The following is a 5,858-nucleotide window of genomic DNA, read 5'->3' as shown; positions in this document are numbered from 1 at the left end:
GCCGAGCGGAAGGCGCGAACCCACCGACTCGTCGAGGTCGGCGCGATCCTCGAGCAGACCTCTGGCATGACCTTCGATACCGAGGACAGCCGCCGCGCCCTGTCTGTCGCGCTGACCGAGCAGCTGCGGTACACGAACGGCCAGCCGTTCACCCGCGGCGGCCAGATCGCCGAGGCCGTCGGCATGCTGCTGGGGGCCGACGGTGAACGTTAAGGTCTACTACTCCGCCTACCGCAACGCGGACGGCGCGGCCCTCTTCTACATGGACGAAGAAAGACGCGGGGAGTTCGTCCGCCGCGGTCGGATCGAGAGTTACTACACCCGCGCGGACGGCTCAGCCGCGATCACGATGGAATGCTTCGGGGTTAGCCCGAGCGGGCTCAAGGTCGAGCTTTGGTCGAGCTGCGAGGACAGTCCCGAGGACGCGGCGGAAAACCGCAAAGCCGCGGTGGACGCCCGCGATGCCGACGGGGACGAGTTCGGGGCGGCGAGGGAGGCCGCGGCTCGCTCGACCGATGACGGGCGCGGACTCGTGCGGACCATCGCCGCGATGCCCGAACGTCTCGCGAACGCGGGCCGCGTCGCGGCGGACCCCTACGAGTTCTTCGAGATCGCGGGGGCGGCGCTCGGAATCTACCGCGTCGACGTGGACGGCGAGGTCTACTGGACCCCGAGCGAGGAGTGACGCCATGAGGATCCGAATCGACGGCACGCCCGAGGAAATCGAGCAGGCCGCCCATATTTTCGGCCCCAGCTGCGGCCCGATCAAAATCACGAAGAAGCGCGACGGCGGCAACTTCGGGTACCTCGAGGTCGACGAGTGCCAAAAGATCATCTGCCTCGATTGCGAGACCACGGGGCTCGACCCGACCGAGGACGAAATCCTGAGCCTGAGCATTGTCGACTGGGACGGCAACGTCCTTCTCGACCGAAGGTACAAGCCCGAACGCAAAACGGAATGACCCGACGCGCAGCGCGTCAACGGCATCTCCCCGCGGGCGGTGGCGAAGTGCCGCGACATCTGGGCAGACTCGACCGAGATCTGCCAGATTATCGGCGAGGCCGACGAGATCATCGGCTACAACGTCGGGTTCGACCTCGGGTTCCTCGATGCCGTCCGCATCGCGCCGTACAACTTCGGCCGCAAGCCGCGCGTGACCGACACGATGTATGAGTTCGCGAAGCTCCAGGGTGACTGGGACAGCTACCACGAGGAGTACAAGTGGTACAAGTTGACCGAGGCCGCGCAGATCGCAAAATATAAGTGGACCGACAAGGCCCACGGGTCCCTTGCGGACGCGCTGGCGTGCCTGGCGGTGCAGAAGTACGTCGACGCGGAGTGGCGGCGCCTCCGCGGGCCCGAGGGCATCCAGAGACTCTATCCCAATTTCAGGTACTGACGCGACACCGCCGCGCTGACGCGTCTTTTGGGTCGAGAATCGGTGCGAACCGAATCACGCCCCAAAACCCGCGCCATGCGACGAGATGGGGCGGGCTGTGAACCGATTCACTGCCGCGACTTGATATAATCGCAGGTAGATTGATATATAAAGGTGCCAATAATAGGCCTTATGTAAACTTGAACTGGAGCTGAGCCGCCATGACCGCATCAAACCGTGACGCGACCGAAACGACCGATGCCGCGACTTTGACCACAATCGCCGAGGTCGCCAAGGCTTGCGGCGTGTCCAAATCGACCGCGGCGCGGCGCCTCAAGGAGCTCGATCTGGCCACGGTTTCCGACCAGTCCGACCGCCGCGGCCGACAGCTGCTCCCGCCCGCGACCGCGTCGGCGCTCGCCGCGGCGCTGCTGCCGTCGGACGGCCCAGCGCCCGAGGACCCCGAGGCCGCCCGCGGCCTGCTCGAGGCGCAGGTCGAGCCGTACCGCGACCAGATCGCCGCGCTCGAGCGCGAGGTCGAGCGGCTGACCGACCAGATCGCCAACCGCGATGCCGACGCGGTCGAAGCCATAGCGCAGGCCGAGCAGCGCATCGAGGACCTGAAGCGCGAGAACGCCCAGCTCCGCGAGGACCTTGCGCTGAGCCGCCGTTTGGAAGGGTTCCACTGGCCCTGGACGCGCGACCGCATCAAGGCGCAGCACCTGCTACCAAAAAGTACCGTTTAACTGCTCGAGCTCTATCCCTAAGTCAACTCGGGCGCCCATTGAAAGCGCGGAAAATCGAAGATTTACCGCCCTTCCAACAAGCGCCACGCACCGCTCCGACGGGCTAAAAACGCCCATGAAAACCGCTCCGCGGTTTCCTACGGGCTACCCGTCTCCGCTGGGTTTTGTCGTTTCACTTTTTGGGAGAGTTTCAAAAAGTTATCCAGGGAGAGGGGGGTCCCTCTCCGAGGGCGGGCAGGGTGCATCCCATTTGGACGCGGGTGCATGAGGGCCGCGCAGGCCCTCATCAGAGCGAGCGCAGCGAGCGTGCCTGGACGATGGCCGTGCGGGTTGCCCTGGCAGGGTCGGCGGCGGGTCGGCTGGATGGATTGACCGTCCATCGGTCTCCATGCCGATGGTTAGAAGTGTTGTTATGCTGCGCGGCTTTGCCGTGGGTTGGTGACGACTTAGTTTCTTTGGGATGCGTGGTCGAGACAGACTGCGGCCGCCCCCCCCCAGTCTGACTAACACATATGAAATGCGGAAACCCTCAGCCTTCCCTTGGGTTTTACGGCGACCTTCTAGGCGATCCTGGGCTTTCCCGAGTCCTCAAACCGCCATGTGTCACGGTTTGTCGGGGCATGAGCCCTTTTACCAGAGATTTGTTTTTGATTAGCGAGGCGGCCCAACCCCCCTCGCGCCCAGCATACGCGAGCGGGGGCGCTGAGCTGCCACTTAACCGTCGCGGACATGTTGTCGAGCGTCTGCTTGGCCTTGACGCCATCGCGCCGTCATCGGGGTGTGGATCGCCAGAAGGTGGCCGATATTGCCGCCTGGGGGCGCACCGCCGACCCATGCCTGGGGGCCGACTAGTCCGCATGGACTGCTCTTCTGCATGTCACAGTCTCACGCTATTCGAGCTAAGGGCTACCTTTTTGAACGGGCATACAACCCGTGCCGACGTGGAACGGCCTATGTGTCGCTCCACAAAAAATGGGAGCCATTGAGGTGGCTCCCATTTGCGAATTCTCAGCTTGCTAATAGCGTGACCTGCGGGTTGCTGCTATGATAGACATGTCAGGCAAGCGGGGTAGTAGCTTTCCTGGCGCTGTAGAATCGCGAGTTGGTAGCTCGCCTCTACTCGTGCGAAGGTGTTGGTAGCACCAACGCACAGCCCAATAATAGCAGCAGCCCGCCCGCTACGGCGGGCAGGCTGCTATTTTTTTTGACTATTTTCGCAGGTAGATACACGTACGCTGCCGTACAAAATATGTTCAAATCGCTACAACAAAACCGAATGAAGCGCAAGGGGGCTTCCCGAACGGGAAGCCCCTTTTTTGCTATTTGCCGACGCCGATGGCTAAGGACCTGCCTTTACAGGACGTGGGGTAGAATCTTGACCGCCGCGAAACCCGTCTGCGGGCAACGCTTCGATCACCGATTGGAGCGGCCTATGAACTTGTTTCTTGAAATCCTGCGTGCCACGGCCTATCTGGCCAGCATCACCCGGTCCGTCCTGTACGCGATCCGGTGGTGGAAGGAATATAAGCAGAACGGATAGCGAAGGGAGAAAAAAATAGCCCGGCGGGCACCGGGCTATCAATTCGTTCGTACCTGCGTTGCCCGCGTTCCCAAAGTTTGACCGACTAGGAGCGGGTTTCGCGGCACAACCTGATTTTACCCGGTGGGGCGTCTCTTTTGCAGCCGCTCCACCGTTTTTTTACGCCTAGCCGCGGGCGGCGGGATTGCCGCCGCGAACGGTCATGGCCATAGCCGGCGCCAATGTAGCTGAAGCTACCGCGACGGCTAGTGCTTGGAGCCGCGGTGCTTCTGCTCAGTCTGGGGCGGCTCGGGCCTGCGCGGCGCGGGGTCCTCCCCCGCGAGACGCGCCCGCTCGTCGGCGAGCTTTCGGCGCTCGACTCCCAGCGCCGCGGCCTCCCGCAGGGGACCAGACAGCATCGCGGCAGAATTGCCGCCCTGCAGCGTCCTAATTTTGAGGTCGAGCGCGGCGATTTGCTCGTCGAGCTGAACGATAAGCTCGGCGCGGGTGTCGGTCTGGTCCGCTGCCGCGGCGGTCGCGCGCTTCCTTGCCGCGGTAGCCGCCGCGGCGGTGGCCATAGCCGCGCGGCGGCGCTTGGCTAAGGCCGCCTTGCGCTGGCGCTCGCCCTTGCGCGGTCGCGACTGCCACGAATGCTCGGCCGTGCGGCGCTTGCTCTCGAGGTCGGCGATCTCCTGCTGCAGCTGCTCGAGGGCGGCGCCCTCGTTCTGCAGCTCGGAGCGCAGGACGCGCAGGCGGGCGTTGCGCTCGCGTATCTCCTTGTTGAGTTTCACGCGGTCGGCGTGCCCGATCAGCCCCGCGCCGCCCTCGTGGACGGTCGGCTGCTCGTCCAGCCCCCTATCTCTATTAGAGCGATGGTCTATGGCCACAGCCGCGGTACCCGTGGCCGCGGCGTGCGCCGCGAGGTGCCTGTTCGCGATGCTCGCCCAGGCGGCGCGGACCTCGACCAGCTGCTCCTTCTCCACCTCGCGGGCGCTGCGTCCCTCCGTGCGGTGCATCTTGACGGGGCTCTTGCTGACGCGGTCCTTGGTGCCAAGGCCCTCCGCTCTCGCCTGCTTCATGGTTCGGCGCTTGCCGTCCTCGAAGTTGTACAGCTTTTGCCAGCCCGCGGCCTTGGCCGCGGCCCAGCCCGTCGCGGGGACCGCGATGCGCTCGCCGCCGTCGTTCTGGACGAGGTACCAGCTCTGGCCCTTCTGCGCTTTGGTGCGGGGCACGAAGCCCTCCGCACCGAGGTCGAGCGCAGACACCAGCACGTGGGCGTGCGGGTTGCCGCCGCGGCCGTCGTCGTGAATCGCCCAGTCGCACGCCTTGGTCGGGAACAGTGCGCAGAAGTCGCGCACGCAGGCGAGCCGCCCGCGCTCGTCCAGCTCGACGGGAAGGGCGAACTCGAAGCGCTTGGCCACGAGCTCCTTGCCCGCGCCCGCCTCGGCCCAGACGCGCTCGGCCTCGTTCCAGAGGGCCCCGCGGTCGATGGGCGGGGTGCCCGCGGGCAGGGCCAGGCCCTGGGCGGCGACGCGCTCCTTCCGCGCATAATCGCAGAGCTGGCCCGACCGCTCCTCCACGAGTGCCTGCCCCGACTGGTACGCGGCCTTGCGGACCGCGCCCGCTCCAGTAGAGGGCGAGCAGCCGCGGGCGTTGAGATGGTAGATGGCCATGCGAGTTCCTTTCAGGCAAGGGGCGCGGACACGCCCCGCGCAGCGGTGCGGTGCGCCGTGAGCCGCGGTCGGCGAACGGCGCAAGCGGCGCGGAGCGCAAGGGAGCACGGCGACCGCGCAGCCCCGCACGCATGGACGTGAGCCGCCCAAGGCGAACGGGCTTGCGGGTGTGGGCATAGGGCCGTCTGCCAAGACCGCACGCAACGCACCGCTTTTGCGCAGCAAAAGTGGTGCTAAGTGCGCACTACTGAAGTAGTGATATACCCCGCCCGCGTAATTTTACCGCGCGGATGGGTATATTTTCCTGCGAGGACAAACCACAACGAGCAGGAAGGGCGGTCGATATGACGGCTTCGATTGACGAGCAGATCGCACGGAAGAGGGCTGCGGCCGACAAGCAGGCCGCGAGGGCGGCGACGCTGAAGAAGGAGCTGCGGGACCTAGAAAAGAAGAAGGCCGCGGCGGAGCGGAAGGCGCGAACCCACCGACTCGTCGAGGTCGGCGCGATCCTCGAGCAGACCTCTGGCATGACCTTCGATAC

The 5,858-nt window shown here is 65.1% G+C and carries 7 protein-coding genes; 6 read left to right on the top strand and 1 reads right to left on the bottom strand.

What is annotated here, in order from left to right:
• From ABHT90_RS09870 to ABHT90_RS09850, 5 genes are all read left to right on the top strand, one after another.
• The coding region (locus tag ABHT90_RS09870) for a hypothetical protein (RefSeq protein WP_346982388.1) at window positions 1–213 on the top strand (213 nt) is incomplete at its 5' end.
• Window positions 203–685 carry a hypothetical protein gene (locus ABHT90_RS09865; RefSeq protein WP_346982387.1) on the top strand — a complete coding sequence of 161 codons (483 nt, stop codon included), beginning with the start codon at window positions 203–205 and terminating at the stop codon, window positions 683–685. The genes ABHT90_RS09870 and ABHT90_RS09865, both read left to right, overlap by 11 nt.
• 4 nt (window positions 686–689) lie before the next feature.
• Entirely contained in the window at window positions 690–962 is a 273-nt protein-coding gene (locus tag ABHT90_RS09860; protein WP_346982386.1) for a 3'-5' exonuclease family protein, read from the top strand.
• Window positions 963–1,001: 39 nt separating this feature from the next.
• A complete protein-coding gene (locus tag ABHT90_RS09855) occupies window positions 1,002–1,400 on the top strand; it encodes a 3'-5' exonuclease family protein (protein WP_488175090.1) in 399 nt (132 codons plus the stop codon).
• Window positions 1,401–1,600: 200 nt separating this feature from the next.
• Entirely contained in the window at window positions 1,601–2,125 is a 525-nt protein-coding gene (locus ABHT90_RS09850; RefSeq protein WP_346982385.1) for a hypothetical protein, read from the top strand.
• 1,785 nt (window positions 2,126–3,910) lie between these two features.
• Here ABHT90_RS09850 and ABHT90_RS09845 read toward each other — a convergent pair.
• Entirely contained in the window at window positions 3,911–5,317 is a 1,407-nt protein-coding gene (locus ABHT90_RS09845; RefSeq protein WP_346982384.1) for a MobA/MobL family protein, read from the bottom strand.
• A gap of 344 nt (window positions 5,318–5,661) precedes the next feature.
• Between ABHT90_RS09845 and ABHT90_RS09840 the strand changes: the two genes are divergently transcribed.
• The coding region (locus tag ABHT90_RS09840) for a hypothetical protein (RefSeq protein WP_430393377.1) at window positions 5,662–5,858 on the top strand (197 nt) is incomplete at its 3' end.

The sequence above is a fragment of the Collinsella aerofaciens genome (genome assembly GCF_039758815.1).
Taxonomy (GTDB): Bacteria; Actinomycetota; Coriobacteriia; order Coriobacteriales; family Coriobacteriaceae; genus Collinsella; species Collinsella aerofaciens_BP.
This window is presented reverse-complemented; position numbering and strand designations above follow the sequence as displayed.

Excerpts from the sequence above, each read along its gene's own strand:
- ABHT90_RS09860 (WP_346982386.1), top strand. The coding sequence starts at position 690 with ATGAGGATCCGAATCGACGGCACGCCCGAGGAAATCGAGCAGGCCGCC.
- ABHT90_RS09850 (WP_346982385.1), top strand. The coding sequence starts at position 1,601 with ATGACCGCATCAAACCGTGACGCGACCGAAACGACCGATGCCGCGACT.
- ABHT90_RS09845 (WP_346982384.1), bottom strand. The coding sequence starts at position 5,317 with ATGGCCATCTACCATCTCAACGCCCGCGGCTGCTCGCCCTCTACTGGA.